This is a genomic window from Pseudomonas sp. 5Vm1k (genome assembly GCF_056161485.1).
The window spans coordinates 86632-113441 of record NZ_JBSPCZ010000008.1; the positions used below are offsets into that span (position 1 = coordinate 86632).

At 59.2% G+C, this 26810-nt stretch carries 28 protein-coding genes; 9 read left to right on the plus strand and 19 right to left on the minus strand.

Annotation, left to right across the window (positions count from 1 at the left end):
- Nucleotides 1-178: 178 nt before the first annotated feature.
- Complete coding sequence (locus ACWIKB_RS17220; protein ID WP_475268349.1) at nt 179-961, minus strand: ATP-grasp domain-containing protein; 783 nt, start codon at nt 959-961, stop codon at nt 179-181.
- 134 nt (nt 962-1095) lie between these two features.
- Nucleotides 1096-1533 (minus strand): hypothetical protein, encoded by a 438-nt coding sequence (locus tag ACWIKB_RS17225; RefSeq protein ID WP_475268351.1) that lies wholly within the window; start codon nt 1531-1533, stop codon nt 1096-1098.
- A 377-nt stretch (nt 1534-1910) separates the two neighbouring features.
- On the opposite strand from ACWIKB_RS17225, the gene ACWIKB_RS17230 reads away from it, so the two are divergent.
- The 4 genes from ACWIKB_RS17230 to ACWIKB_RS17245 are packed head-to-tail and all read left to right on the plus strand — an operon-like array spanning nt 1911 to nt 7016.
- Nucleotides 1911-2390 carry a formate dehydrogenase subunit gamma gene (locus ACWIKB_RS17230; protein WP_475268353.1) on the plus strand — a complete coding sequence of 160 codons (480 nt, stop codon included), beginning with the start codon at nt 1911-1913 and terminating at the stop codon, nt 2388-2390.
- Nucleotides 2387-3919, plus strand: coding sequence for a formate dehydrogenase beta subunit (locus ACWIKB_RS17235; RefSeq protein WP_475268355.1), 1533 nt, complete (start codon nt 2387-2389; stop codon nt 3917-3919). The genes ACWIKB_RS17230 and ACWIKB_RS17235 overlap by 4 nt, the downstream gene beginning before the upstream one ends.
- Nucleotides 3916-6798 (plus strand): formate dehydrogenase subunit alpha, encoded by a 2883-nt coding sequence (fdhF, locus tag ACWIKB_RS17240; RefSeq protein ID WP_475268357.1) that lies wholly within the window; start codon nt 3916-3918, stop codon nt 6796-6798. The genes ACWIKB_RS17235 and fdhF overlap by 4 nt, the downstream gene beginning before the upstream one ends.
- Nucleotides 6795-7016: a formate dehydrogenase subunit delta gene (locus tag ACWIKB_RS17245; protein WP_475268359.1), complete on the plus strand. Its 222-nt coding sequence runs from the start codon at nt 6795-6797 to the stop codon at nt 7014-7016. Before fdhF ends, ACWIKB_RS17245 begins: the two co-directional genes overlap by 4 nt.
- A 56-nt stretch (nt 7017-7072) precedes the next feature.
- Here ACWIKB_RS17245 and ACWIKB_RS17250 read toward each other — a convergent pair whose 3' ends face one another.
- The gene (locus ACWIKB_RS17250; RefSeq protein ID WP_475268361.1) at nt 7073-7816 is read right to left on the minus strand and encodes a tetratricopeptide repeat protein; all 744 of its coding nucleotides are present in this window, start codon (nt 7814-7816) and stop codon (nt 7073-7075) included.
- A 190-nt stretch (nt 7817-8006) separates the two neighbouring features.
- Between ACWIKB_RS17250 and ACWIKB_RS17255 the strand changes: the two genes are divergently transcribed.
- Nucleotides 8007-9269, plus strand: a complete 1263-nt coding sequence (locus ACWIKB_RS17255) for a VWA domain-containing protein (RefSeq protein ID WP_475268363.1) — start codon at nt 8007-8009, stop codon at nt 9267-9269.
- A gap of 72 nt (nt 9270-9341) precedes the next feature.
- Here the strand turns inward: ACWIKB_RS17255 and ACWIKB_RS17260 are convergent, their stop codons facing one another.
- The 13 genes from ACWIKB_RS17260 to ACWIKB_RS17320 all read right to left on the minus strand — a co-directional run bounded on the left by ACWIKB_RS17260 (nt 9342) and on the right by ACWIKB_RS17320 (nt 20830).
- Nucleotides 9342-9920, minus strand: a complete 579-nt coding sequence (locus tag ACWIKB_RS17260; protein ID WP_475268364.1) for a TerD family protein — start codon at nt 9918-9920, stop codon at nt 9342-9344.
- Nucleotides 9921-9953: 33 nt separating this feature from the next.
- A complete protein-coding gene (locus ACWIKB_RS17265; RefSeq protein WP_054045429.1) occupies nt 9954-10529 on the minus strand; it encodes a TerD family protein in 576 nt (191 codons plus the stop codon).
- Nucleotides 10530-10561: 32 nt separating this feature from the next.
- The gene (locus tag ACWIKB_RS17270; protein WP_475268365.1) at nt 10562-11596 is read right to left on the minus strand and encodes a TerC/Alx family metal homeostasis membrane protein; all 1035 of its coding nucleotides are present in this window, start codon (nt 11594-11596) and stop codon (nt 10562-10564) included.
- Between the two features lie 11 nt (nt 11597-11607).
- Nucleotides 11608-12057 carry a tellurite resistance TerB family protein gene (locus ACWIKB_RS17275; RefSeq protein ID WP_475268621.1) on the minus strand — a complete coding sequence of 150 codons (450 nt, stop codon included), beginning with the start codon at nt 12055-12057 and terminating at the stop codon, nt 11608-11610.
- Between the two features lie 48 nt (nt 12058-12105).
- The gene (locus ACWIKB_RS17280) at nt 12106-13284 is read right to left on the minus strand and encodes a TerD family protein (protein WP_475268366.1); all 1179 of its coding nucleotides are present in this window, start codon (nt 13282-13284) and stop codon (nt 12106-12108) included.
- A complete protein-coding gene (locus ACWIKB_RS17285; RefSeq protein ID WP_475268367.1) occupies nt 13281-13868 on the minus strand; it encodes a TerD family protein in 588 nt (195 codons plus the stop codon). The genes ACWIKB_RS17280 and ACWIKB_RS17285 overlap by 4 nt, the downstream gene beginning before the upstream one ends.
- A complete protein-coding gene (locus tag ACWIKB_RS17290) occupies nt 13849-14625 on the minus strand; it encodes an HAD family hydrolase (RefSeq protein ID WP_475268369.1) in 777 nt (258 codons plus the stop codon). The genes ACWIKB_RS17285 and ACWIKB_RS17290 overlap by 20 nt, the downstream gene beginning before the upstream one ends.
- Nucleotides 14622-15572 (minus strand): HpcH/HpaI aldolase/citrate lyase family protein, encoded by a 951-nt coding sequence (locus ACWIKB_RS17295; RefSeq protein ID WP_475268371.1) that lies wholly within the window; start codon nt 15570-15572, stop codon nt 14622-14624. Before ACWIKB_RS17295 ends, ACWIKB_RS17290 begins: the two co-directional genes overlap by 4 nt.
- Entirely contained in the window at nt 15572-16666 is a 1095-nt protein-coding gene (locus ACWIKB_RS17300; protein WP_475268373.1) for a cysteine protease StiP family protein, read from the minus strand. Before ACWIKB_RS17300 ends, ACWIKB_RS17295 begins: the two co-directional genes overlap by 1 nt.
- On the minus strand, nt 16659-17417 hold the full coding sequence (locus ACWIKB_RS17305; RefSeq protein ID WP_475268375.1) for an HAD family hydrolase: 759 nt from the start codon (nt 17415-17417) through the stop codon (nt 16659-16661). The genes ACWIKB_RS17300 and ACWIKB_RS17305 overlap by 8 nt, the downstream gene beginning before the upstream one ends.
- Entirely contained in the window at nt 17410-18543 is a 1134-nt protein-coding gene (locus ACWIKB_RS17310) for a phosphoribosyltransferase domain-containing protein (RefSeq protein WP_475268377.1), read from the minus strand. The genes ACWIKB_RS17305 and ACWIKB_RS17310 overlap by 8 nt, the downstream gene beginning before the upstream one ends.
- Nucleotides 18544-18612: 69 nt before the next feature.
- Nucleotides 18613-19752: a trypsin-like peptidase domain-containing protein gene (locus tag ACWIKB_RS17315; protein WP_475268379.1), complete on the minus strand. Its 1140-nt coding sequence runs from the start codon at nt 19750-19752 to the stop codon at nt 18613-18615.
- A gap of 79 nt (nt 19753-19831) precedes the next feature.
- On the minus strand, nt 19832-20830 hold the full coding sequence (locus ACWIKB_RS17320; RefSeq protein WP_475268381.1) for an ATP-grasp domain-containing protein: 999 nt from the start codon (nt 20828-20830) through the stop codon (nt 19832-19834).
- Between the two features lie 249 nt (nt 20831-21079).
- Between ACWIKB_RS17320 and ACWIKB_RS17325 the strand changes: the two genes are divergently transcribed.
- The gene (locus ACWIKB_RS17325) at nt 21080-21256 is read left to right on the plus strand and encodes a hypothetical protein (protein ID WP_475268383.1); all 177 of its coding nucleotides are present in this window, start codon (nt 21080-21082) and stop codon (nt 21254-21256) included.
- A gap of 22 nt (nt 21257-21278) precedes the next feature.
- On the opposite strand, the gene ACWIKB_RS17330 is transcribed toward ACWIKB_RS17325, so the two are convergent.
- Nucleotides 21279-22622: an ATP-binding protein gene (locus ACWIKB_RS17330; protein ID WP_475268385.1), complete on the minus strand. Its 1344-nt coding sequence runs from the start codon at nt 22620-22622 to the stop codon at nt 21279-21281.
- Complete coding sequence (locus ACWIKB_RS17335) at nt 22619-23329, minus strand: response regulator (RefSeq protein WP_475268387.1); 711 nt, start codon at nt 23327-23329, stop codon at nt 22619-22621. Before ACWIKB_RS17335 ends, ACWIKB_RS17330 begins: the two co-directional genes overlap by 4 nt.
- Before the next feature lie 166 nt (nt 23330-23495).
- Here ACWIKB_RS17335 and ACWIKB_RS17340 point away from each other — a divergent pair, with 166 nt between their 5' ends.
- From ACWIKB_RS17340 to ACWIKB_RS17350, 3 genes are read left to right on the plus strand one after another with little or no spacing between them, the layout of a single operon-like run.
- The gene (locus tag ACWIKB_RS17340) at nt 23496-24287 is read left to right on the plus strand and encodes an MlaA family lipoprotein (protein ID WP_475268388.1); all 792 of its coding nucleotides are present in this window, start codon (nt 23496-23498) and stop codon (nt 24285-24287) included.
- Nucleotides 24277-24528 carry a hypothetical protein gene (locus ACWIKB_RS17345; RefSeq protein WP_475268389.1) on the plus strand — a complete coding sequence of 84 codons (252 nt, stop codon included), beginning with the start codon at nt 24277-24279 and terminating at the stop codon, nt 24526-24528. Before ACWIKB_RS17340 ends, ACWIKB_RS17345 begins: the two co-directional genes overlap by 11 nt.
- A 60-nt stretch (nt 24529-24588) precedes the next feature.
- Nucleotides 24589-26499, plus strand: coding sequence for an alkaline phosphatase D family protein (locus ACWIKB_RS17350; RefSeq protein WP_475268390.1), 1911 nt, complete (start codon nt 24589-24591; stop codon nt 26497-26499).
- 17 nt (nt 26500-26516) lie between these two features.
- On the opposite strand, the gene ACWIKB_RS17355 is transcribed toward ACWIKB_RS17350, so the two are convergent.
- A complete protein-coding gene (locus tag ACWIKB_RS17355) occupies nt 26517-26789 on the minus strand; it encodes a helix-turn-helix domain-containing protein (protein ID WP_475268392.1) in 273 nt (90 codons plus the stop codon).
- Nucleotides 26790-26810: the final 21 nt, after the last annotated feature.

Here is a 26810-nt window from a genome sequence, read left to right on the forward strand (position 1 = left end):
ATCCGCCTTTCCTGCTCTTAACTAATTGTTTCACCCTTGATCGACGCCTTTTCAAGGCGCAGCTCTCCCACAACCAACAGCCGTTTTCGCATCATCCACAGGTTCGACAGGGCAAATAGCACCGGGTATTGGGTGAATCGACCTCGGTTTTACACATCAGGTTCTATCAGTCGCAGGCTCATCCCGCACGGCTCAACATCCAGGCGAAGTGTTCGGCTGACCATTCCTTGCGGTCTGACACTTGGCCATCGCCCAGCTCGACCACCCGCAGCACGCCATCTGACCTGAGCACCACGTCGATCGAGAAAAATGGACTGTCGATCAGTCGTGCGCATTCGGTCACCAGCCCGGGCACTTCACCGGTGGCCCCATAGGGCTGCCCGAGGAGCACGAAGTAGCGACGCTCGGTTTCTTCGAGGTATTCCTCTTTTCGTCTGACGCATATACCGCCTTCAATCTGGCCACGATATTGGCGCATAGCCTCAACCAGCGGCGCTATGCATTCGGGCTTGTCCACCAGGCTGCCACCCCCCGTATTCAGCGACTTTACGTAGTCCTTGATGAAGTAGCCCGGCCAATGCAGACCGTCGAGTGCCTGAGTGAAGTTTGCGTCGCTGGGCAGCACCACGGTTTCGCTCGTGCAGGCAGCCAACAACGGATACCACTGCGGCAAGTGATGACAGTGTCGGTATTGCGTGGTGTTGGTAAATTCAATGGCGCCTTGGTCGCGCAGACGGACAACCAAAGCAGCATAAGCGTCGGGCGTCAGCATCCACCCCCGGTACAAAACGGAATCGCCGGGTATGAAAGGTACAGACGTCTTAAAAGAACCTATTTCGAAATCTTCAAAAGAGAACAGCGCAGTCTGCAACCCGGCAGCCACTGCCGCGTCGTACTCTTCAGCGTACTGTTCATCAGGACGTTTTTTATCAAATGGGTCACTCGGATAAAGCAGGTGCATATCGCTTCCTACGATGGGACGTGGCGGTTCAAAGACTAACGGGTTCAATACATTATGGCGCCGTGTCGTAAATGAATGTCTGTGCTGGGGCATCTGGCAAAACCAGAGGTCTTTTTCAGATCGTTCTTAAGTGGCTATTCAATCTGAATCGGGCCCTTGGTCCCGGCGTCGCTGTCCATCCAGTAATCCTGATTCTGCAGGCGCCGATCACCCTGAATGGTGAAAACAATCTTGCCCTGGCGAAACTGCAACGTACCGTCGGTGCGTTTGGCGTTGACCCGTTTTCCGTTGACCCACACCTGTTCTTTGGCATCGATGCGAATGGTGGCGACGGTCGCGCCGGCATCGCTTTTGGCCACCCATTGCCCGGCGTAAGGAGTCTCGGCGGCGGGGTTGGTGAAGCCGGCCTTGGCGTTTTCTGCCTTGGACTTGTGGATGTCGCAGCCTTGGGTTTCGCTGACTTGGGTGCAGCCGGATTGCTCCAGTTGTTTGCGGTATTTGTCGTTGATGGCGTAGGCCGGGGATTGCGCCGCGATCAGGAGGACCAGCGCCGGCAGGATAGCTCTCTTCATGTTGACTCCTTTGCGATCAGATCACGTCGAACGGCATCGTACGTCCACTGTAGTTGGCGGACACGCATCGGTTCTGCCACAAAATATTACCGAGAGTGAACGCGTTGGGCTGGGCTCTTCTAGACTTAACGGGTGGTCGTGGAAAGAACCGAGCACGTCGCTTTTGTGCAGTTGAACCGATGCCAGCGTGGCAAGCTGCAATTTATGCCCTGAAGAGGTGCGACAAAGATCGTACCGGGCCCAACAAGATGCCCGCTCAGGGTGCCTGGCCAACGGCCAAAAATGCCACGATACCGTGACGTGGTGTGAACGCCGCAGCCGACACTTTCGGACAACCGACGACCTTCTGGTTTGTCCGTGACCGTGAGGAATGCTGTATGCCTGATGAGATGTTGTTGCACCTGCCGATGGTCAACCGCTTGCTGGAGCGCCACAAAGGCTCTCCGGGTGCACTGTTGCCGATCCTCCATGAAATTCAGGAGGGCATCGGTTACATCCCCGATGTTGCCATTCCCGAGATTGCCCACGCCCTCAACCAGAGTCAGGCCGAGATTCGTGGGGTGATCAGCTTTTATCATGACTTCCGTACCGCGCCGCCCGCCCGGCATATCCTGCGGCTGTGCCGCGCCGAGTCGTGCAAGAGTCGCGGCGCCGAGCAGCTCGCGGCGCAGTTGCGCGAACGTCTGCAATTGGATGACCACGGCAGCAGCGCCGATGGCAACATCAGTCTGCGTCCGGTGTATTGCCTCGGCGCCTGCGCCTGTTCGCCGGCCCTGGAGCTGGATGGCAAGGTGCATGCGCGGCTGAGTGCCGAGCGTCTGGATGCCTTGCTCGACGCTTGCCGGGAGGACGTATGAGCCTCTATTTGCCGAGTGATTCCCTGGCCCGCGCCGTGGGTGCCGATGAGGTGGCGTTGGCCCTTGCCGGCCAGGATCTGCAACGTACCAGTTCTCGTGGCCTCTACTGGCTGGAACCACTGCTGGAAGTCGACACCCCGCAAGGGCGAATCGGTTTCGGCCCGCTGACCGCTGCCGATGTGCCGTCCGTGCTGTATGCGCTGCATGGCGAGCCCTCCGCGCATCCACTGGCCTTGGGCCTGGTGGAAGAATTGCCGTATCTGAAGACCCAACAACGCCTGCTGTTTGCCCGCGCCGGCATCACCCGGCCATTATCGCTGGACGATTACCGGGCCCACGGCGGTTTCGAGGGTTTAACTAGGGCCGTCAACATTGGCGGCGAGCAGAGCGCGACGGAAGTGTTCGATTCCGGCCTGCGTGGCCGTGGCGGCGCAGCGTTCCCGGCGGGGATTAAATGGCGCACGGTCCGCGCCACCCAAGCCGCGCAGAAATACATTGTGTGCAACGCCGACGAAGGCGACTCCGGCACGTTCGCCGATCGCATGTTGATGGAGGGCGACCCCTTCCTGCTGATCGAAGGCATGGCCATTGCCGGCATCACCGTCGGCGCCACCTACGGCTACATCTATGTGCGTTCGGAATATCCACAAGCGGTGGCGACCTTGCGCGAAGCGCTGGAGATTGCCCGGTCGAACGGCTACCTCGGCGCCAATGTCGGCGGCAGCGGTCAGGCCTTCGACATGGAAGTACGTGTCGGTGCCGGCGCTTATATCTGCGGTGAAGAAACCGCGTTGCTGGATTCCCTCGAAGGCAAGCGCGGGATCGTGCGCGCCAAGCCGCCGATCCCGGCGTTGCAGGGCCTGTTCGGCCTGCCGACGCTGGTGCACAACGTGCTGACCCTGGCCTCGGTGCCGCTGATTCTGGCCAAGGGTGCGCAGTTCTATCGCGATTACGGCATGGGCCGTTCCCTGGGCACCATGCCCTTCCAGTTGGCGGGCAATGTTCTTCGCGGCGGCCTGGTGGAACGGGCGTTTGGCCTGACCCTGCGGGAGCTGGTGGAAGACTACGGCGGCGGCACTGCCAGTGGCCGGCCGCTGAAAGCCGCACAAGTCGGCGGCCCGCTCGGCACTTGGGTGCCGCCGTCGCAATTCGACACGCCGCTGGATTACGAAGCCTTCGCCGCCATGGGCGCGATGCTAGGTCACGGTGGTGTAGTGGTGGCGGACGACACCTTGGACATGGCGCACATGGCGCGTTTCGCGATGCAGTTTTGCGCCGAGGAATCGTGTGGCAAATGCACGCCTTGCCGCATCGGCTCGACCCGCGGTGTCGAGGTGATCGATCGCCTGCTCGCCGCGCCGGACCAAAGCGGTCGCGATGAACAGGCGATCATCCTCAGGGACCTGTGCGACACCATGCAATACGGTTCGCTGTGCGCGTTGGGCGGCATGGCCCCATTCCCGGTGGTCAGCGCTCTCAAGTACTTCCCCGCCGACTTCGGTCTGCAGCCCTCGGAGGCCGACCAATGATCACCCTCTTCGACCCGAAAACCGATATCGATCTTGGAACACCCGCCCGCGACAGCCAGGTGCAAGTCACCCTGAACATCGACGGCCGCAGCATCAGCGTGCCCGAAGGTACTTCGGTGATGCGCGCCGCCGCGCTGCTGGGCACCACCATTCCGAAACTGTGCGCCACCGACAGCCTGGAAGCCTTCGGCTCTTGCCGCATGTGCCTGGTGGAAATCGACGGCATGCGCGGCTACCCGGCGTCCTGCACCACGCCGGTCACTGAAGGCATGAGCGTGCACACCCAGACGCCGAAACTCGCCACGCTGCGGCGCAACGTCATGGAGTTGTACATCTCCGATCACCCGCTGGATTGCCTGACGTGCTCGGCGAACGGCAACTGCGAGCTGCAAACCGTGGCCGGTCAAGTTGGCCTGCGGGAAGTGCGCTACGGCTATGAAGGCGAGAATCATCTGGCGGATGTGAAGGACACGTCCAACCCGTATTTCGACTACGACCCGAGCAAGTGCATCGTCTGCAACCGCTGCGTACGTGCCTGCGAAGAAACCCAAGGCACGTTTGCCCTGACCATCACCGGACGCGGTTTCGAATCCCGGGTCGCGGCCGCCGGTGGCGATAACTTCCTCGATTCGGAATGCGTGTCCTGCGGCGCCTGTGTGCAGGCCTGCCCCACCGCGACGCTGATGGAAAAAAGCGTGGTCGAATTGGGTCAGCCTGAGCGCAGCGTGATCACAACGTGCGCCTATTGCGGCGTCGGCTGCTCGTTCCGCGCCGAGATGAAAGGCGACAAACTGGTGCGCATGGTTCCGGACAAAAACGGCCAGGCCAACCACGGCCACTCTTGCGTCAAAGGACGCTTTGCCTGGGGCTACGCCACCCACCCGGATCGCATTACCAAACCAATGATCCGCAACCACATCAACGACCCTTGGCAGGAAGTCAGCTGGGATGAAGCGGTGACCTACGCCGCCAGTGAATTCCGCCGGTTGCAGCAAAAGTACGGCCGCGATTCCATTGGCGGCATCACTTCCAGCCGCTGTACCAACGAAGAAACCTACCTTGTACAAAAACTGGTGCGCGCCGCGTTCGGCAACAACAACGTCGACACCTGTGCGCGGGTCTGCCACTCGCCGACCGGTTATGGCCTGAAACAAACCTTGGGCGAGTCCGCCGGCACCCAGAGTTTCGATTCTGTGATGCAGGCCGACGTAATCCTGGTGATGGGCGCCAACCCCAGCGACGCCCACCCGGTGTTCGCCTCCCAACTCAAACGCCGCTTGCGTGAAGGTGCGCGGCTGATCGTCATCGACCCACGGCGCATTGACCTGGTTGACTCGGTGCACGCCCGCGCCGAACTGCACCTGGCCCTGCGCCCCGGCACCAACGTCGCCATGCTCAACGCCCTGGCCCACACCATCGTCACCGAAGGCCTGCTCAACCAGGACTTTATCGACGCCCGTTGTGAGGGCAGCGACTTCGCGCGATGGAGCGAATTTGTCAGCCGTCCGGAAAACTCGCCGGAAGTGCTTGGCGCCATTTGCGGCGTAGACGCTGCAGACATCCGTGCCGCCGCCCGTTTGTATGCGAACGCCGGTAATGCCGCGATCTACTACGGCTTGGGCATCACCGAACACAGCCAGGGCAGCACCGCCGTCATGGGCATCGCCAACCTGGCCATGGCCACCGGCAATATCGGTCGCGAAGGCGTCGGCGTGAACCCGCTGCGCGGACAGAACAACGTCCAGGGTTCCTGCGACATGGGTTCCTTCCCTCACGAGTTGCCCGGCTACCGGCACATTTCCAACGAAGTGGTGCGCACGCAATTCGAACAGGCGTGGAACGTCACCTTGCAACCCGATCCGGGCCTGCGCATTCCGAACATGTTCGAAGCGGCGCTGGCCGGCAGTTTCAAAGGCTTGTACTGCCAGGGCGAAGACATCGCCCAGAGCGACCCGAACACCCAGCACGTCACCGCGGCCCTGTCGGCCATGGAATGCGTGGTGGTGCAGGACATTTTCCTCAACGAAACCGCGAAGTTCGCCCACGTGTTCCTGCCGGGCAGTTCGTTCCTGGAAAAGGACGGCACCTTCACCAACGCCGAGCGCCGCATTTCGCGGGTGCGCAAGGTCATGGAACCGCTGGGCGGCAAGGCCGATTGGGAAGGCACGGTGGCTCTGGCCAACGCGTTGGGCTATCCAATGAACTACCAACATCCGTCAGAAATCATGGATGAAATCGCCAGCCTGACGCCGACCTTCACCAACGTCAGCTACGCCGCGCTGGACAGCCACGGCAGCCTGCAATGGCCGTGCAACGCCGCTGCGCCGGACGGCACGCCGACCATGCACATCGAACAATTCGTGCGCGGCAAGGGCCGCTTCATGCTCACCGGCTATGTGCCCACCGAGGAGAAGGTCAACAATCGCTATCCGCTGCTGCTGACCACCGGGCGCATCCTCAGCCAGTACAACGTCGGCGCGCAGACCCGGCGTACCGAGAACGTCGCCTGGCATGACGAAGATCGTCTGGAAATTCACCCAACCGACGCCGAGAGCCGTGGCATCAACGAAGGCGATTGGGTCGGTATCGGCAGCCGCGCCGGCCAGACTGTCCTGCGCGCGCGGGTCACCGAACGGGTCGCACCGGGCGTGGTGTACACCACGTTCCACTTCCCGGAATCCGGGGCCAACGTGATCACCACCGACAACTCCGACTGGGCCACTAACTGTCCGGAGTACAAAGTCACCGCCGTGGAAGTCAGCCGCGTCTACCACCCTTCGGAATGGCAAAAACGCTATCAGGCCTTCAGCGACGAACAGGACCGTTTGCTGAAAGATCGCCGTCATGCACGTGGTGCCAAAGCCGAGGTGCGCCGATGAGCACGGACAACCTGATCAAGATGGCCAACCAGATCGCCCAGTACTTCGCCACCGAACCGGATCAGCAATTGGCCGTGCTCGGTGTGCGTAATCACCTGCAGATGTACTGGACGCCGGGCATGCGCAAGGAACTGCAGGCCTGGCAGACGGAGCATCACGGGGCGGACATGCATCCGCTGGCGCAAGAGGCGGTCAGTGGGGCGGGTTGGGAGGCTTAGGTTTACGATCCCTTGGAGTCAGCCCCGAGTTTTTCGGGGCTTTCCCCATTTTCAAACTACAGCTCGACCCGGTTATAAGTCCCTTCAGCGCCCACATTGTGGCCAAAACCGCATGACTCACCTGCCGTGCGATTTACCGTGAGCACATCCTTTTTAATGTCGAAGTCGTATTCACAGTCGCCATCGTCCCCACTCATGGCGTAATGCGCCTTGCCGTTATCAAAGGCTAATACCGTTGAAAACTCACCGAGATTGGGACCGTAATACATCGCCATCATGCCAGCGTAATAACCCTCGAAATCAACTTGGTATTTCATGCCTTGTGGCTTGATCGCCATGGAGTTCCATAACGCAGCCCCGGCATATTGCCAATACTGCCCTTGCGGTTTACTCGCTACTTTCGCCAGCGAGTTTTTGATATCGCCACTGATCTTGCCAAGGTTGAAGATCGACTTTTTGTCGTTCGGTAAAATGCTCAGCCACGCACGAGCCTTCAGGTAATTGCCTTCGTGTATGTAGGTGAGCGCAACGTTGTTGTAGGCCATCGCCAGTTTTTCTTCGTCCAACCCACAACTCTCAGACCAGCCAGCCTGCCGCTCATACTGTTCCCGGGCCTTGGCATATTGCTTGAGCTTGTAATACTTCCCGCCCTCGGCGGAATACTCACTGATCTTGAGGCAATTGGCGGTCGCCTCTTCTTCCGTAACATCGGCATGAGCAAATAGCGGTGTGATGAGAAGCAAGAGGATCGCTGGAACCTGTATCAAGCGACGCACTGAAGGAGAGTGCTTAACGTCCATATTATTTTTCCCTGTTGATAAGTCGACATACCCAGCGCTGCGAAGGGTAGCGTGGTGGCGCAGGGCAGACAATCAGGGCAACGCCCACCTTATAAACTTCGCCCCCATCGATCCCTTACTCCCGCATAATCGCGCACCTGCACTTCCCATGAATGCCAGTTCCACGGTGCAACCATTACAAGGACGCAATATGCAAATCAGCCAAGGACAACGGTTACCCTTGTCCAGCCTCATGCCGGGCTCGCAACTTACCCTTTCGATCAACGTCCAGTCGCCCCATGTGCTCGACTTTGTATGCTTCGGCATCGATGCCCAGGGCAAGCTGTCCGATGATCGCTACATGGTGTTTTTCAATCAGCCGACGACGCCGTGCAATAGCGTGAGTATGTCGAACGGCGGTGATTTCAGCCTCGACCTTGCAAAACTCCCCACCACGATTGATCGTCTGGTCTTCACCACCTCGATCGACGGCACCGGTGCAATGCGCGATATCCAGGCCAGCAGTTTCAGCATCAAGAGCCTGTCTGGCGATGTGTTGGCGCAATGCGCGTTTTCGGGAGCGACCTTCGCCGACGAAAAGGCAATCATGATCGTCGAGCTTTATCGCAAGTCGGGCGAATGGCGCCTGGCGTCCAATCTGCAAGGGTTCAACGCCGGTCTGGAAGCGCTGGTGAAACATTTCGGCGGGGATGTCGCTGACGAACCGGCGCCCGTTCCTGCGCCCGTACCGGCCCCCGTTACAAGCACCATTTCCCTTGAGAAGAAGATCGGCAATGCCGCGCCGCACCTGATCAGCCTGGCAAAGAAAGCCCAGGTCAGCCTCGAAAAAGCCAAGCTCACGGACGTTAAAGCGCGGGTCGGCCTGGTGCTGGACGCGTCCGGTTCCATGAATAACCAATACCAAACCGGTCGTGTTCAGGAAGTGGTCAATCGGCTGTTGCCGCTGGCGCTGCACTTTGACGACGATGGCACTCTCGATTGCTGGGCCTTTGGCGCCGAAACGCTGCAACTGTCTGCCGTGACACTGGCCAACCACAAAGACTTCATCAACACCGACAGCCGAGGCTGGAAAGACTGGAAGATCGGCGCTCGTTACAACGACGAACCCAAAGCCATCAAGAAGGTGATCGACTTTTACAAGCAGTCCCGGGACACCACTCCGATCTATATCCTGTTCATCAGTGATGGAGGTGTGTCAGCCAGTGGCGCGATCAAAAAACTGATGATAGAGGCGGCCAAGCTGCCGATCTTCTGGCAATTCGTCGGCATCGGCGGGCACAACTACGGCATTCTGGAAAAACTCGACACCATGACCGGCCGAGTCGTCGACAACTGTGGTTTCTTCGCCCTGGATGACTTGCACGACATCAGCGAAGAGCAGCTTTACGACAAGCTGATGGAAGAATTCCCACAGTGGCTGAAGGAAGCGAAATCCAAAGGTATTATCTTTTAATCGTCGAGTCATGAATCGACACGCAAGAAAAAGCCCCGCTCGAAAGCGGGGCTTTTTTTCAACCCAAAAGGGTTAGCCGATGCTGACGCCGTGGGCTTCAGCCAGAGGCTTGAGGCCGCCAGCAAAACCCTGGCCGATCGCCTTGAACTTGAACTCTTCACCGCTGCGATACAGTTCGCCAAAGATCATGGCGGTTTCGGTGGAAGCGTCTTCGCTCAGGTCGAAACGTGCCAGTTCTTTACCGTCAGCCTTGTTCACAACGCGAATGTAGCCGTTGGAAACCTGACCGAAGTTTTGTTTGCGCGCGTCGGAGTCGTGGATGGTGACCGCGAACACCAACTTCTTCACCAGCGGAGCCAGGGAAGTCAGTTTTACGGTGACTTGCTCGTCGTCGCCTTCGCCGGCACCGGAGCGGTTGTCGCCCATGTGTTCGACGGAGCCGTCAGCGGATTTTTTGTTGTTGTAGAAAATGAAGCTGTTGTCGTCGAGCACTTTGCCGTTTTCGCCCACAACGAAAATCGACGCATCGAGGTCGAACTCGGTGCCGTCAGTAACGCGAGGATCCCAGCCCAGACCCACGAGCACTTCGCTCAGGCCCGGTGCTTCTTTGGACAGGGATACGTTGCCGCCTTTGGAAAGACTTACAGCCATGGATAAATTCCTTATTCAGTAGACCGAGGGGTTTTAGAAGTTCATACCGTACGAGTTGGCCAGCGCCTTCAGGCCACCGGCATAGCCCGAACCAACGGCACGGAATTTCCACTCGCCGTTGTTGCGGTACAGCTCGGCGAAGATCATCGCGGTTTCGGTTGAAGCGTCTTCTGCCAGGTCGTAACGAACGATCTCGGCACCGGTGATTTCGTTGACAACACGAATGAACGAACCACCAACCTGACCGAAGTTTTGCTTGCGGGCATCAGCGTCGTGGATGGTGACGGTGAACGCGATCTTGTCGATATCAGCCGGAACGCGGCTCAAGTCGATTTTCAGCACTTCGTCGTCGCCATCGCCAGCACCGGTGCGGTTGTCACCGGTGTGCTCGATGGAACCGTCAGCGCTTTTGAGCTGGTTGTAGAAAATGAAGTCGGCGTCACCACGCACTTTGCCGTTGGCACCCAGCAGGAACGCGCTTGCGTCCAGGTCAAACTCCGTGCCGTCAGTTGCGCGAGGATCCCAACCCAGACCGACCAGAATCTTGGTCAGCGAAGGATCGGTCTTCGATAGGGACAGGTTGCCGCCTTTTTGAAGAGTCAATGCCATGAGTACAGCTCCTTGTGGTTAATGCGTTTGAATTACTGGTTGTCCGCCGGGGCAACTTCCTTTTCCGGGAAGATCACACTGGCGAAGATGCCGATGGCCAGCACCACGACAACGATGATCAGGCTGGTGTTCGGATCAATGTTGTAGCCGTGATGGAACAGGTGGTCAGTCGCATTCAGGCCCAGCTTCACCGCAATGAAAAACAGCAGCGCGATGACGGCTTTTTCCAGGTGCACCAGATAGCGCTTGAGAGCTTCCAGTACGAAGTACATGGTCCGCAGGCCGAGGATGGCGAAGAGCATCGCCGAGAACACAATCAACGGTTCGCGGCTGACAGCGATGACGGCCGGGACGGAGTCGAAGGCAAACAACACGTCGGACACTTCCATGACCACCAGGCACAGGAACAGCGGCGTGGCGAACAGACCGCCCTTGGCCGCCAGGGACATGCCCTTGTTTTCCGGTTTGGTCAGTTCGGCTTCCAGCGTCTTGCGGCGCACGAAGAAATCATGACCATGCAACTTCGGCCACACCGGGAACAGCTTCTTCGCGAAGCGATAAGCCATGTGCGTGGAGTAATCCTCTTCCTCCTCGTCGTCACCGCCGCCTCTGAGCATCATGACTGCCGTCCAGGCCACGATCAGGGCAAAGACCACTTCGACCCAAGGACCCAGCGCCAGCAGGCCGGTACCGATGGCCACGAAGATCAGGCGGAAAACGATCGCGCCGATGATGCCCCAGTACAGGACACGGTGGCGCAGGCCATTGGGCACTTTGAACCAGGCGAAGATCGCCATGAACACGAACAGGTTGTCCACGCTCAGGACTTTTTCCAGCGCATAGCCTGTGATGAACAGGGTGGCGACATCCGGACCGTGTTCGACGTACAGGAACCCTGCGAAGCCGAACGAGATGAGAATCCAGAACACCGACCAGGCCGACGCTTTGGCGAGGCTGATCGGCTGGTCACCGCGATGGGTGAACATGTCGAGGATCATCGCGCCGAGCGCCAGCGCCACAAACACAGCGATGGTCAGCGGGGGGAAACCCAGGTGAGTAACTTCCACAGTTTTGTTCCTTAAAGTTCAAAGTCAGCCGGGGGCAGGCCCAGCTCAAGGCAGATCAGGCGGCAAACGGCTTTTTCCTTGTCGTCGAAATTGCCGTCCGACGCGCCGATGGCGCAGGCAACACGCACGAGCAGGCGGCCTGCGCCGTCCTTACCCTTGATCTTGCTGATGTTTTTCAGCGCTTCGGCTTGACCGATCTGATAGTCAAATTCGAACTTGCTACAAGCGTCGTTGAAGACCTTGATGACGTCGGTCAGGTTGAATACCTTCAACTCGGGCGAGTTGTTGATGAACCCGGTCATCTTCATTTTTTCTGCCGAGCTGACTTCACCATCGGCCGCCGCAACCATGGCACAGCTGTTCGCGACAGCTTCCATGAACTCTTTGTTCTTGAACTTGGCCACTTCGGTGGTCAGTTTTTCGCGGGCAAGTGCCGCGTTCGTTTTCAACCATGACAACATGTTGTTCACCTCAAGGGCGGACCGGACCGGACCGCCGTATTCAAATAGTTATTTGGAGCCTGCCGCCCAGCGCATGCCCCAACCGTAAGCCTTGTCCATGAACGAATGGCCTTTGTGGAAGTCGACGCGTCGACTCACCTTGACGCCGCCGCCCACATTTTCCAGCAGGGCGATTGCACACATGCCAAGGCGACCGCCCTCTTCATTCAGGCGGACTTCGATAGGTGGCTGGCCCGGAACATAAATGGTCACGACGCCATCGGTCTCACGCCAGTTCGGTGCACCTTCGTAGATGAAGGCAAACACCAGTACCCGGCGGATTTCACCCCAATGCTTACCGTTGATATGGAGCCATTCGCCATCGCTGACGGCACCGGTACGGTCATCGCCCATCAACTGAATGTAGGGATCGTGATTGAGCTCGCCGAAGCAATTGCCCAGCGCCTGAACAACCCCCTTGGACCCGTCCTGCAACTCAAAAAGGCAACCTACGTCGAGGTCGATGGCGTTGTTGCGCGAGAAGAAACCGCCGCCCTTGCCTTTGTTCCAGTTGAGGTTGACCTTGATCTCGCCGAAGCCTTCGGAGGTTTTCTCCAGGCTGATCGAGGAGCGGGTCTTGTCGAGGGTGATTTTGCTCAGGCTGACCGAAGATTTCGGTGCCGCCGGCGCTGGCGCGGCAGGTGCCGCAACAGGCGCAGGAGCGGCCACCGGAGTCGGGGCAGGTGCGGCAATTTCAACACCGAAGTACTTGGCCAAAGGCTCCAGGCCACCGGCGAAACCCTGGGCGACACAACGGAACTTCCACTCACCCTGGCGGCGGTAAAACTCACCGAGGATCAGGGCTGTTTCCTTCATGCCGCCAGTGGGAATCTGCGCTTCGATTCCACCAGTGACCGCCAGCGAGAGCTGAGACACGCGGTCGAAGCTGGCTTTGTTCTCGTAAATCGTCGCGGTCAACGCCACTTTCTCGACAGCCGCATCCAGGCGCGACAAATCAAGGGTGAAGACCGCGCGACCGGCCGAGGACTCGGTCATCTGCACCGTGCCGCCCAGCACGTTAGTCTGACCGTAGAAGCACATATCGGTGTCGCCACGGACCTTGCCCGCAGCGTTCAGGACGAACGCAGACACGTCGATATCCGCACCCGGGATGGCCGAGTAGCTGATATCGATCCGTACCTGGCCGGTGGCTACCGGCGCATTTCCGCCAGGCACCAGGGTCGTCATGCACGCACCGCCTGAACAGCCAGGTTGACCAGGTCGTCAGCGGTGCGGCCATTGGTCACCTGACCAATCGCCTTGAATTCCCAGCCACCGTTCTCGCGAACCAGACTGGCCATGACGACGCCAGTGTGACGGCCTTTTTCGGAGAGATTGAAGCGGGCCAGTTCGGTCTTGTTGCTCGCGTTGACGATGCGGCAATAAGCGTTGGCAATCTTTTCGAAGTTCTGGCCGGTGAAGCTGTTCACGGTAAACACCAGAGACTTGACGGTGGCCGGCAGGCGCTGCAGATCGACAGTGATGGTTTCGTCATCGCCATCACCTTCACCGGTGCGGTTGTCACCCGAGTGCTGGATCGAACCATCGCGCGAGGTCAGTTGACGGAACCACACCAGGTCCACGGGTTTGAAGTCTGCATCGAAAAGAATGCAGGAGGCATCCAGGTCGACGTCACCACCGTTCCCCATCAATCGCCCCATGAACCCGGCTTTTTCCGGATCCCAACCCAGGCCAAGACTGATCGCCGTGAGGCCACCGCCTGCGGTTTTTTCCAGGGAGATTGTTTGGTTTTTAGTCAGAGTTAGGGCCATCGGTACGCTCCTTGTTGGTGGTCAATTGCTGGGGTTTGTTGCCGTCGTCGACCGATTGACTCGCCGTCGGCGCAACGCCTGCGTCTCGAGCCAAGGTCTTGGTGACCCGAAGGCGCCCACGGCGCCATGCGGGGTGGAAATGTCGCCAGTGCGCATCTTGCGCAGCGGCCAAAAGCTCGTGGTCGCCACGGGTGTCGCCCCAGGCGCGCAATCGGTATTGCGTCAGATCTCCGTACACCGCTTCAAGTCGCTGCACCTTCGCTTCACAGCGGCAGTTGTTACCTGAAATCCGCCCTGTCAGCCGCCCATCGACGACTTCCAGTTCAGTAGCGATCAACTTGATATTGAGGCGATCGGCAAACGGTTTCAGGACCAGCGCCGGTGAAGCCGAGCACAGGGTGACCTCACTGCCGGCCTGTCTTTCGGCGGCCACAGAGATCAAGCCGGCAGGACGCATCAGGCGCGTCCAATACAGGCCGCAAAACTCTGCGGCCTTGTGCCGGACCCACTCTTCTTTGGCGTCTGTCAGAAAAGCAGCGATCAGCCTCGCCTTGAGTTCGTCGCGCGAGAGGCGGCGCGTCAGGTAACGCACCCCCGGCCCGGCGAGCAGACGCAAGCGCTTGGCAAACTCAAGTTTGCCAAATGCATATTTCAGAAAGGGGACGAAGCTGTCGTGCCGGGTCAAGGTGCCGTCGAAGTCAAAAACCGACAGTACCTTGGCCCCGGCCGGGCCGATCTCAAGCATTTCCTGGGTCATCGGCCTGTCTCTGCAAGTCGAATCGACTGATCGGTATGGCTCGGCTCCGCATGCCTGACCCCATGCCATTTGGCACGCTCAAGGATGTTGGTGGCCCATTTGAAGTGAGTGGCTGGTTCGCACATCGTGTCATTGTGATTGAAGACCGCAGGCGCGACCTCGTTCAGCATCAATTTGGCACAATTTAGATCTTCGATACTGACGCGCAGGCTGTCCTGAATGCTGCTGATCTGGCTTGGATGAATCGCCGTTTTGCCCACCAGGCCATGTGCAATGTCGAGGCTCAGTTCTTCCAGCAGCAAATGCGGCGTCGCCAAACGCTCGAACACCGGGGCGGTCAACGCAAACCCTTGCGAACCCATGACCCCGGCAAGCATCGGAATCACGTACCCCATGGGTGTGCTGTAAAGCGTGGTGGCCGGGTTGCGCCGAAGGCCCAGGCAACCCAGCAAGTCATTGCCGCCGATGCGCAACGCAATGATGCGGTGGTCCAGGGTCTGCTTGAGCGCCACGCCCAGTTCGGCCATCGCGACGGGGTTGAAGACCTCTCGGGTTTCCAGTGTCGGCATCAGGAAGATGTCGGGGTTGGTCACCGCCAGCTCCCACGAACGCAGATTGGACAGGCTCAGCTTGGGCAAGACAAAACCGTCCACATGCGCCATCAACGGCCATTCGTTGAGCACCGCAGCCATCTGCGAATCACGCGGTCGCACGAACAGCATGGGGCCATCTACCGAACGGCCGCCCTGTTGCTCAATCGAGAGCAGTAACTTGTGGAGATTGGCCAGCGCCGTATCGACGTCGATTTCCGCGACCGCATCCTCAAGGCACACCACCATCGAGCGCAGTTCAGGCAGTTTTTTATGCAAGACCACATCGAGGATGTCTTCGCGGGTGGCCGGCATGTAGAGCGTCGCACCGAGGGCGTAGGGCGATAGTTTTTTCATCAGCTCAAACTCCGGATGACGGTCACAGCACGATAAGGACCGAGGGCGGCTCCCATCTCTTCAACCGTCACGTTCGCTCGCTCGGTCAGGTGCATCAGCAATTGAACGTCCGGATCGCTGCGATCGCGGACCAGAACGTGATCCGGCACGCGGCGCAGCACGGCGCGCGTGGCCTCGGCAATGCCGGGTTTGACCCGGTTCAGATTGGTAATGCCCCATTGAGCGGCAATCGCGTCGATGACACTCAGTGCCGAAGACTGCAACTCGCTGCGCTGCGCCTCAGTCCAGGGTGCAGCGGCCTCGACCGCAGGCAGCGCCTGACGCACGGCTTCGATCTGGTCGATGAACGCGCGCGTTACGTCGTGCTCGTGCAAATGGTCGTAGACCACGCAGCCATGAAGGCCACCGTTGGCGGGCCAGATGGAGCGCGATACCAGGCCGGAAACCGTGGCCCCGAGGATGCCCGACGGGATTACCCAGTCTTCGGCCGAAGCCGCCAGCCAGGCGCGTCCGCAAGGATCGGCCAGTACCACAAGGCGTGGCTGCTCGGGAAAGCGCGTGTCACCTTTGAGGCTGCGCTGGATTTCCCCAGAGATGGCGCCCTTACCCGTCCAGCCATCCACGAACACAATGTTTTCAGCGCCGTGGGCCTGGATCACCGCTTCCAGGGCAATCATGTCGATGCCCCGATCACGCACGATGCTGATGCCGTAATGGTGGGCGTCACGCCCCTGGTCCAGCAACGCGCGACGCAGTAACACGCCTAGAGGCAGTCCCGCACGCACGAACGAAACCAGCGCGATCGAGGGACCATCACAGGCCTGATCCAGCGCCAGCGCCAGGGACTGAACATCTCGGGCCATCCGGTCCGAATTCTGCAGCATTGCACGCTGGTACAGCCCCTTGTGAACCTCGGTCGGGGCAGATTCCAGGCTGATCATCTCGGAGTAATGCTTCTGCCGCGTCTGGATCAGGCGCTCTTTCTCTTCAACATCCGTCACTTCGATGTCGACGGGTTGCAGCAGGAAGTGCACGTCATCCGGCGCGTAACTGCCACTGCCAACCGTGGTCAGATGGGCAAAGGCATTAACCATGGATCATTGCCTCCACAACCTTGGCCAACTGGCTATTGGCAGGGGTCGCCCAGAAGTTGCATTCGTTCATGAAGCCAAGGTCGGTGACGCTGTCGCCAAACCCCAGCACCGGACGTTCGCCATTGGCGATGCGATCACGGCGAAGCAATTCTTGAACCGCCAGACGCTTGGACAGGCCGTTCGGCAGGAAGGCCAGATTGTTGCCGTTACCGTGGATATGCATGTCGTCCAGCAGACCACGGGCCTGGACCTCGGCCAGAACCTTTTGCAGCACCGAATCGTCGGACTCGTTGTGCTTGGTCACGACGTAATTCAACAAGCCCTGTTCTTCCACTACCCATCCGCGCAGGGAAAAGCCCATTTCCTCACCGATGGCCAATGTTTCAGCACTCAGTGCCGCAAGGCGATTCTGATACGCCGCCAGTGCGTCGGTCATCTGCCCATGCCAATCGCGATCCAGCGAGCCATCGGGCTGAAGGATCACACCACCGTGAGAACACACGGCGCCCGCAACGAAGGGTAATTGCACGCGGCTGTAGGCTTCGACACTGCGCGCCGTGACCGGCACGACGTCTGCCGATGCCAGCAACCACTCGACAAAGTTTTTCTGCACGGCGCTCATGTAGCCGTTGGGCTGACCGTCAACATCCAGCGTCGCTGCATGTCGTTCCGCACCTTGCGGCATCTTGCGAGCGGTCTGGAACAAGGTGTCATCAAGATCGATGAGTATCAGTGGACGCTTATTACTCATCGACAATAACCTCTGCGTTCAGTGCATCAATCAGCGACTGGGGCACCGCTTGCGCAGGCGTTTCGGTACAGATCAACACACGGTCGAACTGCCCGGGACGCACGTTGTAAAGAAAGTTCGGAATGCCGAGACCGTAGTTATCGGAGAACGACAAGGCGTGACCGATCTCATGGCCCAAGGCAATTGGCGAGCGACTGGTGGAGCTGAAATGAACGTCAGCCCCTGCCCGCTCGAGGCGCTCAGCCAGTAGAAACGGACGCCACACGAACTCGCTGGTGCCGACGACCATCACGCGCTCGCCCGGTTTGACCTGAATATCCGGGGCCAGCGTGTCCTCGACATGACGCACGCCCAGACGTCCCCAATCGTTACGCGGATCGATCGGCCATTCGCCCACGGCGACTGCACCCACATCCGGCATTTCGGGCAGTGGCGCGTCTTGATCTTCAGAGAAGCGATAAGCGCCTTGCAGCAGGGACACCTGAGTGGCGGTCTCGCCCAGAACGTTGCGCACTGCGCCGCGGGACCAATCAGTCAGCACGCAGGTCACGACCCGCTCGACTTTGCTTAGCCCGGCATCCACGAGTGCACGATGCAGATTGATAAATGTCTTGCCGGTGGAGGCTTCATCGTCGACCAACACCAGGGAGCGAGCATTCAGCATCATTTCCCGGACATCCGGATCGATGGGCTGGTGAATCAGGTGCGCGCTGGCGTGACTGTGTTCTTCTTCAAAACGAGTAAACAACTCAGTGCCGACCGGATGGCGGGTACTCACCATATAGACGGTGTCCGGGCGGGTCTTGCTGTAAGCGCGGTGCACACCGGCCCCCAGGCCGACAGCTGTCTCTGCCATACCGATCACCAGTACCGGTCCGGGCAAGTCATCGGGAATCTTTGCCGCCAGGTGCTCGTAACTGGTTTGCATGATCGATGGGCGAACAGGAATATGTCGGCCCAGAACGCGGGACACAAAAAGGAACGCACGCTTAGGATTACGGCGCTCGGCGAACCCGAACAGTGAGTGGGGCTCGATGGATGATTCATCGACATCGACTTCCATCAGCCCGCGTTTGAGTTGCGCGCTGAGCCGGGTGGTCGAGGATTTTTCTACTACGAATTCCATTTGCAACATTCCTAAAAGAGGCGAGGTAGTGAACTGACAACCCTTCACTATTTTTAAAGCAGGGTGCCTCTACGGATTTCGGGCTTCGATCCGCCAGAGCGACGACTGAGCTTCACGAGCCATTTCGGCGGTCGAGAAAACTCGACCGGTTGGAGATTTGGGTGGAGAGACATGACAGGCATCCAGAAACGCCAGTAACAACCCGGCCTTGACCGCGAAGTTCATGTTTTGCGCGTCCGGCAACGACGACGTCACCATCCCGATGACCGCACCGCTGGTATCGAACAACGGGCTGCCGCTGGACCCGGGCTGAATGGCTGCGGTGAACTGGAGCAGGCTTGCATCGTTGTGCAACCCGAACAGCCCGGACACACCGCCCTGTGTCACATGAACGCCACCGCCGGCCAGGCCTGCCATCGGAAAGCCCAGGGCAATCACCGACTCGCCCAGTGCACAACCGACCCCGTCCTTGAAGACGACCGGCGACAGTGGCGGGCAATCCTGAATACGCAGCAAAGCCATATCGTTTCGCTGATCGACCACCACCACTTCAGCGCGGTAGCGCCCGGCGAAGGAGGCAATGTGCAGTTCCTCCATCCCCTCGATCACATGGGCGCAGGTCATGACTTGATTAGGAGAAACGGCGAATCCGGTGCCCGTCGCCGAGGTACGACTTCTCGGTGAATCACCCGAGTACGGACGGCGCGTTGGGTGCGCATCATCGATCGTGATGCCCATGCGACGGCCCATCGCGGCCAGGCCATAAGCCGATCCTTCGGCCAGCGCACGGAATTTCCATTGATCGTTGCGGTTATAGAACTCGCCAATGACGATCGCTGATTCGCCGTTACTTTTCAGATCTAGGGACAGTTCGACCTGGTTGTCGACTTGCAGACGCAGGTCTTTGAGCTCGCTGACAGGTCCGGCTGCGGAGAAGGTATAAACGACCAGTAATAGACGCTCACTGCCTCCGGGCAGCCGGGACAAGTCCAGGGAACAACCAATAGACGACGAAGTGCCGCTCCATTCCATCCACTGTTGAGTGACTTGAAACAGAGCCGGGTCACCTGTCGGGAGACGCTTCTCAGTGACGGGCAGCAGCGCTACGGCTGCGTATTCCCCAAAGGCGGTAGAGTGGCTGCACTCCAGCGTCCATGCACATTTAACGCCCGAAATAGCAGCGTTCGCTCCAGGCGTAAGCGCCTTCATCCTGTCGTTCCTTGATCGGTATGCCGGCAATTATGCCAAGACCGTGACAATCATTCACTGTCTGTGTGGCGTTGTAATATCAGGAAGGCGCTACAACGGCAACCGTGATGGGCTTCACCCTAACGTTGTCCACCCACTGCGCCGCGGGTTCCGGCAGCCCCAGCCGACGAACGGCGAAGATGCCTGCCAGGTTTATCCCGGTTTCCCGTGTGTATCCAATCCCGCCGGAATAGCGCGGGTTGATTTCCAACAGATGAGGAACACCGTTCTGGTCGTCTCGGGTCTGGACATTGACCAGTCCATCACACTTAAAGTGCGCAGCGGCCTTGAGGGCAAGCTCAACGGCTGCGGACTCACGCTCGAATGTCTGGTGAACACCCTGCTTTCTTCTGCCGACGAACGCAACCGGCTTGCCCGCCTCGCAAACCATATCGACGGAACACTCGCTACCCGGCAAATAAGGCATGACGAGCATGGGCGCCCGCTCCGTGCCGGATTTATAGATGTTCAGGTAGGTTTGAAAATCAACTTCCCGCGCATCCGGGTTTTCCAGGCAGCGGAACGGGTCGACATCCGCCTTGAACCGCCAGAAACCTTGTCCGTAGATGCCAACGACAGGCTTGATGCAAACCTCACCTTGGCTGGACAACGTCTCGTAGGCAGCCGCCAGCTCCCGGGCATTGCTGACCGTCACGGCGGGAATGCAGGCCAGCCCCGCTCGCTCCGCCTCTGCGGTGAACCGGCTCTTGTCGTCCACATTGTGGAAGGTGTCCATGGACATCCCGCCAGTCACAAGTTGCAAACCGACGGCGTCGAACCGCTCACGGGCCGCTTCGTAGAAACTGCCAATACGGCCGGCAAGAATCACTTTGATGCCATGCTCAAGCGCCGTGGCAATCACCCAGTCGATTCTCTCCTCATTGTCCAGAGGCTCTTGAAAGCTGACGTCGGCCTGCCCGGTGATTTCAGGTCGGTCCTTACGATGGGAAGCAAAGATCCTGACGTTCGCCGGCAGTGCTTCGCGCGCGCCAATAAGAATATCGCGCTGACTGGATTGACCTTCGAGAAACCAGATCACGTTTACGCTCCTGAATGAATATCGACTGGGATGGCTACTCATATTGAGTAACGAAGTCCCGACGCCAGGTAAATTTCCCGTCACGATAACGGACATGAAACAAAAGGCTACTTAATTCCCTGATTGGCCTTATCGCTGCGAGCCGGGCAGTGGTGCAATCCAACTATTTTGATATCGTGCCGTTTATCGTCAGCGCTCAGCAAAAGGCGAGCGTAGTTTTATTGTTACTGCACGTAAGGAAGGGAGCGAATGGAGTTTCTGAGGTTTGTAATATTTGCGGCGACCTGGGGGTTCATGTGGCGCTGGGTAGTGGTCAATCGCGGTAGTTGGAGCCAGATTTTCGGCAACATTGCCGGGGCCGTTTCCGGGTTCATTGTCGGGCTTGTGGTGTTGTCCATTACGCTGTCCGTGGTCCCGATGCAGTAGACGCACCTGACCGGTGTACGCCCTACCCCGCCTGCACCGGCAATACCACCAACGCCGCCAACCCACCCTTCATTCTATTGCGCAGCCTCAACTCCCCGCCATGCTCCAACACAATCGCCCGCGCCGCCGATAACCCCAGGCCAACGCCTCCCGTGCTTTTATTGCGCGAGCCTTCCATGCGAAAGAACGGCACAAACACCTGCTCAAGACTGGCCTGCGGAATTCCCGGCCCACGATCCAACACCTTGATCCGCACCTGCCCATCATCGGCGTTCAACTCAACCGCCGGCTCACTCCCGTACTTGATCGCGTTATCCAGCAAATTGGTCATCACCCGTTTAAGTCCCAATGGCCGTCCGAAATACACCAGCCGCTGCGGTCCGCTAAACGCAATATCGATCTGCTGATCCCGATAATCATCCAGCAACGTTTGCAGCAGTTCCGCGAGGTCAAACTGAGTTGCCGGTTCAAGCCGCGCATCATCGCGAAAGAACTCGAGCGCCGAATTAATCATCGCCTGCATTTCATCCACATCCCGAAACAACCGCTGCTGTTGCTCGGGGTCTTCGATGAATTCACCGCGCAAGCGCATCCGCGTCAGAGGCGCGCGCAGGTCGTGGGAGATGGCGGCGAGCATTTGTGTGCGGTCGCGGATGAAGTGCTGCAACTGGGCCTGCATCGCATTGAACGCAAGGATCGCCTGACGGATTTCCTGGGGGCCGATCGGTTCGATGGGCGGTGCGCGGAAGTCCGTGCCGAAGCGTCGGGCGCCCTCGGCGAAACGTTGCAAAGGGGTGGCGAGGCGGCGAGTGGCGATCAGTGCGACCAAGGCAGTGGAGATCAGCGCCAGTAGGACGACAATCAAATAACGCGGCATTTCGTCGAGGCCCCAACTGCGCGAGGGCGCGGAAAACATCAGCCATGAGGCATCCGGCAACTCGATCACCAGCGCGTAATGCGCCTGCGCCGGGTTCTCCGTCCAGTCGGACGGCTCATAGGCTTCAATTCGCCGGTCTGCGGATTTAAACAGCGGTTGCAGGATGCTCATGCTGTCATGGGAAATGGGATCTTCCACCGTCGGCAGATTGAGTTCCTGCCGATCAAGGTGCCAACTGACGGTGAAACCTTGATCGCTGACGGCCTGAGCCAATTGGCTGCGCAGTGGCGCGGGCGCGGCCTCGATCACGCGGGTGATGGCTCCGGCTTTTTCCAGTAAACCGATTTCGGTCAGCGGCGGCCGCGCCCACACCCCGGCCAGTTGGATAAACAGGCCGTTGAGCGCGAGGGAAATCAGCATGGCCAGGATGATGGTCAAGGCGATCCAGCGCGCCACCGTATTCCGGCGAATCCGCTTCAGCCAACTCATCGCCGCGTCACGCTGGGGGTGAACAGGTAACCGCCATTGCGCACGGTGCGAATCATCGCCGGGCGCTTGGTGTCGGATTCGAGTTTGCGTCGCAGGCGGCTGACCTGAACGTCGATGCTGCGATCAAACGCCTCATGGCTATGCCCTCGCGCCAGGTCCAGCAATTGCTCGCGAGTCAGAATGCGTTGCGGGTGTTCGACGAAGACCAGCAGCAAGTCAAACTCACCGGCCGACAGCGGGATCATCACGTTGTCCGGCGAGCGCAATTCACGGCGCGTGACGTCCAGGTGCCAGTCGGCGAAGTCGATCAGCGGCCGTGGCCGTTCCTGCGACACCGGACGGCGTTCGTCCACTCGACGCAGCACGGCGCGAACTCTGGCCAGTAATTCGCGGGCGTCGAAAGGTTTGGTCAGGTAATCATCGGCGCCCAGTTCCAGCCCAACCACCCGATCACTGAGTTCGCCCATGGCGGTGAGCATGATCACCGGTGTGGCGCAGCGAATCCGCAGTTGCTGGCACAGGATCAACCCGCTGTCGCCGGGCAACATCACGTCAAGAATGATCAGATCTGGCGCCTGACGCTCGATGGCCGACCACAGCGACGCGCCGTCGGTGGCGACCTCGACGCTGTAGCCGTGTTGCACGAAGAATTTTTTCAGCAGATCGAGGACCTCAAGGTCATCGTCCACAATTAACAGGCTGTTCACCGAAGGTCACTTAAGGGCCGAATGGAACCGCCATCTAAAACCATTCACGCCGGCCCGTCATATATTTCAATCGTGCAATAAAGCGTCAGCGCGGCAATAAACCAGACATCTTTGCGCAAGGCTTGGGGCTCAGCATCTCGGCGAATTCCTCCCGAGACTTGCATCCATGTTGCCTTTCAAGTGTGCTCCCTGGCTGGCCCGCAATACTTCGATTGCCGTGTTGGCCGCCGGGTTGGCAGGTTGCAGCAGCCAGCCGCCGTCCACCGCCAGCGTGACCTGTGCCGAAATCGGCTACTCGGTGTACGACCCGGCGGAACCGCTCAATCGCGGCGTGTTCGCCTTCAACCGGGTGCTCGACGACTACGCCCTGGCGCCGGTCGCGCGCGGCTATCGCTACCTGCCGGATTTTTTCCAGGCGGGTGTGCATAACTTCGTGGCCAACTTTGGCGAACCCAAGGTGTTTATCAATGACCTGCTGCAAGGCAACCCGAGGCGTTCGGTCAATACCGTGGGACGGTTCGTGCTCAACACCACGGTCGGCGTGGTGGGTTTGATCGACGTCTCCGGCAAAGTCGGCATCCCACGTCACGACGCGGACTTCGGCCAGACCTTCGGCGTGTGGGGCATCGGCAACGGCCCGATCGTCGAACTGCCGCTGTTCGGCACCTCCAACAGCCGCGACGCCGCCGGCCGTGTGCTGAGTTTTGTGGTCGATCCGTTTGGTAACAACAGCGACACTGTGGACACGCTGTCCACCCTCAATACCGTCGGCGGCATCGTCGACGGTCGCGCAGAAGTGTTGCCGCTGACCGACAGCCTGCAAAAACTGCCGGACTATTACAGCGCGTTACGCAACGTGGTGGCCGAGCACCGCGCGGCTTACGTGGCGGATGGCAAACAAGGCTCGCCGCAGACCACCAAAGCTCAATGCACAGGAGCGCCGGCTGATGGGTTCTGAAAGCAAAAGTTTGATTCTGCAGCAGCGGGTGACGCAGAACGACCAGGCCAATCTGCACTGTCGGGAGATTACCCTGCGCTTGTCGGCGGATTGTCGCGAGTTGGTGCTCAGTCGCTACACCGAACATTACGGCCCGGCGCTGGTGCGCTGGATGGAACGCAGTCATACGGTGTCGGTGAGTGATTTGTTTCGGTGGTTGGTGGCGAATGGTGAGCGAGGGGTCATAAGGTCGGATGCCTAGTTGCAATTCATTGACCTCCGCTGCGCTATCATCCCGCGCATCTTTGTAGCCAGAAACCGGATGTCCATGCCTTTGCCACTGCCCGACGATCACCAATCCCTGCCCCCAGTGCTGGTCGGGCCGTTGTTGCGGCGTCTGGAGCCTACGCGGCTGGTGATGTGGCTTGTAGGGTCCAGGGTGTTGTCGCTGACGTTGCGTCTGCAAGGTGTCGGCGATATCCATTTGGATGCCGGGCAATGCACGGTCATCCCGGTGGGCACCCATGCCTTTATTCATTTGATCGACGTGCCGCTGGACACCGCCCTGCCCTGGGACACGTTGATCGAGTACGACTTGCTGATTGACGACGCGGGCATCGCTGACTGGGCTCCGCATTTGCTCTACGGAGAGGCCCAATCTCCAAACTTCGTCCTGCGCTCAAAAATTGATCAACTGCTACACGGTTCCTGCCGCAAACCTCACCACCCGGCGGCGGATGGTTTGTTGTGTGTCGATCGCTTGTTGATGGCGGAACATACAGCAATCGAGCGCCCGGCCCTGTTGATGATGAGCGGCGATCAGGTCTACGCCGACGATGTCGCCGGGCCGATGCTGCGGGCAATCCATGCATTGATCCAGCGCCTGGGTTTGTTCGACGAGTACCTCGAAGGCGCAGTGGTCAGCGACAGCGCCAAGCTCTACGAACACCCGGCCAGTTACTACCATCGTGCGGATTTGTTACCGGCGCTTGAGAGCAATGAAACCCTGCGCGAGCGATTTTTCGGTGGTGCCCGTAAGCCGATTTTCACCAGCAGCAGCGCCGACAATCATCTGGTGACCTTCGCCGAAGTCATGGCCATGTACCTGCTGGTCTGGTCGCCAACCGCCTGGACGCTGATCGATCCGAAGCCACCGGCACTGACGCCCGAAAGACGCGAGCGCTACACCCTTGAGCAGACCCGCATCGATGCCTTCAAGGCTGGCCTCGGCGGTGTGGGCCGGGCGATGGCGCACTTGCCGTGCCTGATGATTTTCGACGACCACGATATTACTGATGACTGGAATCTTTCCGCGCAATGGGAGGAAACGGCCTATGGGCATCCGTTCTCCAAGCGCATCATCGGTAACGCGCTGCTCGCCTATCTGTTGTGCCAGGGCTGGGGCAATAACCCGGATGCGTTTGCCGAGGTGCTGGAGAAAACCCGCGCACTGAGCACCACCGAGCGCTACCTCGACAGCACGATCCAGGACGACTTGATCGACAAATTGCTGCGCTTCCAGAACTGGCATTACGTCTTGCCGACCACCCCCGCCCTGGTGGTGCTCGACACCCGCACCCGACGCTGGCGCAGCGAGATGAACCTCAAGCAACCCTCGGGCCTGCTGGATTGGGAAGCCCTCAGCGAGTTGCAACAGGAACTGCTGGATCACCCGTCGGCGATCATCGTTTCCCCGGCGCCGATCTTTGGCGTCAAGTTGATCGAGACGGTGCAGCGGGTCTTCAGCTGGTGCGGTTATCCCCTGCTGGTGGACGCCGAAAACTGGATGGCCCATCGCGGCGCCGCCCAGGTGATCCTGAACATTTTCCGACACTCGCGTACACCCGGTAACTACGTGGTGCTGTCGGGGGATGTGCATTATTCCTTCGTCTATGAAGTATTGATCCGACACCGCAAGGCCGGCCCACGGATCTGGCAGATCACCAGCAGCGGGATCAAGAACGAGTTTCCGCGGGCCTTGCTCGAATGGTTCGACCGCCTCAACCGCTGGCTCTACTCACCCCGTTCGCCGCTGAACTGGCTGACCAAACGCCGACGCATGCGCATCGTCCCGCACATTCCCGAACATGCTGAAGCGGGCGAGCGGTTATGGAACTCGGCGGGGATCGGTCAGGTGTACTTCAATGACAAGGGCCAGCCGCAGGACATCTTCCAGCACAACTCAAACGGTTCGCCAAAGACCCGGATGGTTTCGCCCCAAGCGCCTGCCTGAGCACCATCGACGTGTGTCTACTCGCCCACGGCCTTTGGCATTCCGCTACGCGGCAGGTCTTCGAGCCCATCGATCCCGAACGCCAGGTAACGACTGCGCCACTTGAACACGATGGGGGCCGAAATATTCAATCGGAAGCTGACTTCCTTCGGCGATAAACCGCTTTCCAGTAATAGCAGGATCGAAGCCCGTGTCACGCTCCGGTGAGGTAAAAGTCCCGAGCGGGAGATTTTTCTGAGGCGCTCACGGTCCTCGTCCAACAGTACAAAACTGATTGCCTTCCTGGCCATGAAAGCCTCCTGGGTTAGATC

Coding starts and splice junctions, on each gene's coding strand:
- ACWIKB_RS17220 (WP_475268349.1), bottom strand. CDS start 961: ATGCACCTGCTTTATCCGAGTGACCCATTTGATAAAAAACGTCCTGAT.
- ACWIKB_RS17225 (WP_475268351.1), bottom strand. CDS start 1,533: ATGAAGAGAGCTATCCTGCCGGCGCTGGTCCTCCTGATCGCGGCGCAA.
- ACWIKB_RS17230 (WP_475268353.1), top strand. CDS start 1,911: ATGCCTGATGAGATGTTGTTGCACCTGCCGATGGTCAACCGCTTGCTG.
- ACWIKB_RS17235 (WP_475268355.1), top strand. CDS start 2,387: ATGAGCCTCTATTTGCCGAGTGATTCCCTGGCCCGCGCCGTGGGTGCC.
- fdhF (WP_475268357.1), top strand. CDS start 3,916: ATGATCACCCTCTTCGACCCGAAAACCGATATCGATCTTGGAACACCC.
- ACWIKB_RS17245 (WP_475268359.1), top strand. CDS start 6,795: ATGAGCACGGACAACCTGATCAAGATGGCCAACCAGATCGCCCAGTAC.
- ACWIKB_RS17250 (WP_475268361.1), bottom strand. CDS start 7,816: ATGGACGTTAAGCACTCTCCTTCAGTGCGTCGCTTGATACAGGTTCCA.
- ACWIKB_RS17255 (WP_475268363.1), top strand. CDS start 8,007: ATGCAAATCAGCCAAGGACAACGGTTACCCTTGTCCAGCCTCATGCCG.
- ACWIKB_RS17260 (WP_475268364.1), bottom strand. CDS start 9,920: ATGGCTGTAAGTCTTTCCAAAGGCGGCAACGTATCCCTGTCCAAAGAA.
- ACWIKB_RS17265 (WP_054045429.1), bottom strand. CDS start 10,529: ATGGCATTGACTCTTCAAAAAGGCGGCAACCTGTCCCTATCGAAGACC.
- ACWIKB_RS17275 (WP_475268621.1), bottom strand. CDS start 12,057: ATGTTGTCATGGTTGAAAACGAACGCGGCACTTGCCCGCGAAAAACTG.
- ACWIKB_RS17280 (WP_475268366.1), bottom strand. CDS start 13,284: ATGACGACCCTGGTGCCTGGCGGAAATGCGCCGGTAGCCACCGGCCAG.
- ACWIKB_RS17285 (WP_475268367.1), bottom strand. CDS start 13,868: ATGGCCCTAACTCTGACTAAAAACCAAACAATCTCCCTGGAAAAAACC.
- ACWIKB_RS17290 (WP_475268369.1), bottom strand. CDS start 14,625: ATGACCCAGGAAATGCTTGAGATCGGCCCGGCCGGGGCCAAGGTACTG.
- ACWIKB_RS17295 (WP_475268371.1), bottom strand. CDS start 15,572: ATGAAAAAACTATCGCCCTACGCCCTCGGTGCGACGCTCTACATGCCG.
- ACWIKB_RS17300 (WP_475268373.1), bottom strand. CDS start 16,666: ATGGTTAATGCCTTTGCCCATCTGACCACGGTTGGCAGTGGCAGTTAC.
- ACWIKB_RS17305 (WP_475268375.1), bottom strand. CDS start 17,417: ATGAGTAATAAGCGTCCACTGATACTCATCGATCTTGATGACACCTTG.
- ACWIKB_RS17310 (WP_475268377.1), bottom strand. CDS start 18,543: ATGGAATTCGTAGTAGAAAAATCCTCGACCACCCGGCTCAGCGCGCAA.
- ACWIKB_RS17315 (WP_475268379.1), bottom strand. CDS start 19,752: ATGAAGGCGCTTACGCCTGGAGCGAACGCTGCTATTTCGGGCGTTAAA.
- ACWIKB_RS17325 (WP_475268383.1), top strand. CDS start 21,080: ATGGAGTTTCTGAGGTTTGTAATATTTGCGGCGACCTGGGGGTTCATG.
- ACWIKB_RS17330 (WP_475268385.1), bottom strand. CDS start 22,622: ATGAGTTGGCTGAAGCGGATTCGCCGGAATACGGTGGCGCGCTGGATC.
- ACWIKB_RS17340 (WP_475268388.1), top strand. CDS start 23,496: ATGTTGCCTTTCAAGTGTGCTCCCTGGCTGGCCCGCAATACTTCGATT.
- ACWIKB_RS17345 (WP_475268389.1), top strand. CDS start 24,277: ATGGGTTCTGAAAGCAAAAGTTTGATTCTGCAGCAGCGGGTGACGCAG.
- ACWIKB_RS17350 (WP_475268390.1), top strand. CDS start 24,589: ATGTCCATGCCTTTGCCACTGCCCGACGATCACCAATCCCTGCCCCCA.
- ACWIKB_RS17355 (WP_475268392.1), bottom strand. CDS start 26,789: ATGGCCAGGAAGGCAATCAGTTTTGTACTGTTGGACGAGGACCGTGAG.